Source organism: Kitasatospora sp. NPDC059571, from assembly GCF_042735675.1.
GTDB lineage: Bacteria > Actinomycetota > Actinomycetes > Streptomycetales > Streptomycetaceae > Kitasatospora.
This window is the reverse complement of sequence record NZ_JBHWBW010000140.1, coordinates 7,079-8,975: the sequence shown is the minus strand read 5'-3', so window position 1 is coordinate 8,975 and position 1,897 is coordinate 7,079. Positions and strand designations below refer to the sequence as shown.

Sequence of the window (1,897 nt, the reverse complement as noted above, 5' to 3'; positions counted from 1 at the left end):
CCCGCGCCGCGCCCGCCCCCCCCGCCCGGGGCGCCCCGGCCGCCCGCCCCGCCCGCCGGGCGCGGCCGCGCGGCGGCCGCCCCGCGCCCCCGCGGGGCGCGGGCCGGCCAGCCGGTCGTTCGGGGCTAGGCCGGGGCGCAGCCGTTCGGACCGGGGTCAGGGTGTCGCCGGGCTCCGCCGCCGGGCCCCGGCGTGCTGGCCGTCGAAGCGGCCGACCAGGACGACCGCGGTGATCGCCCACACCGCCGAGCAGAACGCCAGCATCCAGTTGGACGAGGTCTGCACGACGACCAGGAGCAGGCCCATCGACAGGGCCACCCAGAACACCACGGCCGACATCGACATGCGGTCGAGCCAGGCGCGCGTCCTGGTCACCCGGCCGGGCCGCTTCGCGGTGCCCTGTGCGGCCGGCGCCGAGGCCTGCCCGGGTGCCTGCCCCGGTGCGGGCGAGGCGGCCGGGCGGGCGGCGGGAGTCGGTTCCATCTGCGTGCTCCTTCCGACGGGCCCCGCCTCCCACTGTCGCACGGGGCCATCCCGGCGGCAGGACGGCCGCCCGCGTTTTGGCCCCGGCCGCCGCCGGGTACCCCCCGACGTGCAGATTCGTCCGATGCTCGCGGCGACGACCGAGCGCCGCGTCTTCGATGCCGGCTGGGTGCTGGAGCGCAAACTGGACGGCGTCCGGGCGGTCGCCGAACGCGACGGCGACGCGGTGCGGCTGTACTCGCGCACCGGGCGGCGGATCGACGGCGGCTACCCGGAGCTGGTGGCGGCGCTCGGCGCGCAGCCGGTACCGCGGTTCACGGTGGACGGCGAGATCGTCGCCCTGGACGAGCACGGCGCCACCAGCTTCGCCCGGCTCCAGCAGCGGATGCAGCTGACCGACCCGCGCCGGGCGGAGGCCACCGGGGTGCGGGTGTCGTACTTCCTGTTCGACCTGCCGGCGCTGATGGGGCACGACACCACCGGCCTGGCGCTGCTGGACCGCAAGGAGCTGCTGCGCGAGTCGCTGGACTTCGCCGACCCGCTGTACTTCACCGAGCACGTCGCGGCCGACGGCCCGGTGCCGCTCGACGCGGCGTGCGCCCGCGGCTGGGAGGGCCTGGTCGCCAAGCGGGCGGACAGCCGGTACGTGCCGCGCCGCTCGCCGGACTGGCTGAAACTGCCGTGCACCGCCGGGCAGGAGCTGGTGATCGGCGGCTGGACGGACCCGCGCGGCTGGCGCAGCGGCTTCGGCGCGCTGCTGGTCGGCCACTACGCCGCGGACGGGCTGCGTTACGCGGGCAAGGTCGGCACCGGCTTCGACGCCCGGGAACTGGCCCGGCTGAGCGGACAGCTGGCCGGCCTGCACCGGCCCGACCCGCCGTTCACCGACCCGCCGGCCGCCGAACGGGGCGCGCACTGGGTCGAGCCGCGGCTGGTCGCCCGGGTGGCGTTCACCCAGTGGACCCGCGACGGCCGGCTGCGCGCGCCGCGCTACCAGGGCCTGCGCACCGACAAACGGCCCGAGGACGTGGTACGCGAGGCGCCGGAGTGACGTCCGAGCCGCGGCCGCGGAGCCGGCGCCGCCCTCCGCCGTGCCGCGCCCACCGCCGCGCGAGCACCTGCACCGAGCGGCCGGCCTGCCCGCCACGGCAGCCGTGCAGCGCCCGGCGCCCTTGTGTCGACATAGCGTCAAATGCACTCCCAGAAGCGGCGCTTCCCGCCGATCGCATCCCGGGGAGCAGCCTCGATCCGCCCGCCGAAAGCCTCCGGGAACACCCGAGGCGGGCGGGCGCCGCGCCGGGGCGCGGGGCGGCGGGGGGGGGCGCGCGGGCCCCCCCCCCCCGCCCCCCCCCCCCCGCCCACCCCCCACGAATTTTGGGTTGGCGTTCCGACAAGAGCACTGCCCAGCGGGGCG

Annotated in this window: 2 protein-coding genes; one reads left to right on the top strand and one right to left on the bottom strand. The window is 78.3% G+C overall.

What is annotated here, in order from left to right:
* Positions 1-156 precede the first annotated feature (156 nt).
* A complete protein-coding gene (locus ACFV0G_RS17860) occupies positions 157-483 on the bottom strand; it encodes a hypothetical protein (protein WP_380547993.1) in 327 nt (108 codons plus the stop codon).
* 124 nt (positions 484-607) lie between these two features.
* On the opposite strand from ACFV0G_RS17860, the gene ligD reads away from it, so the two are divergent.
* Complete coding sequence (gene ligD / locus ACFV0G_RS17855; RefSeq protein ID WP_380547990.1) at positions 608-1,534, top strand: non-homologous end-joining DNA ligase; 927 nt, start codon at positions 608-610, stop codon at positions 1,532-1,534.
* The last annotated feature ends 363 nt before the right edge of the window (positions 1,535-1,897 follow it).

Bases quoted from the DNA above. Each gene is read 5' to 3' on its own strand.
- ACFV0G_RS17860 (WP_380547993.1), bottom strand. From the start codon at position 483: ATGGAACCGACTCCCGCCGCCCGCCCGGCCGCCTCGCCCGCACCGGGG.
- ligD (WP_380547990.1), top strand. From the start codon at position 608: ATGCTCGCGGCGACGACCGAGCGCCGCGTCTTCGATGCCGGCTGGGTG.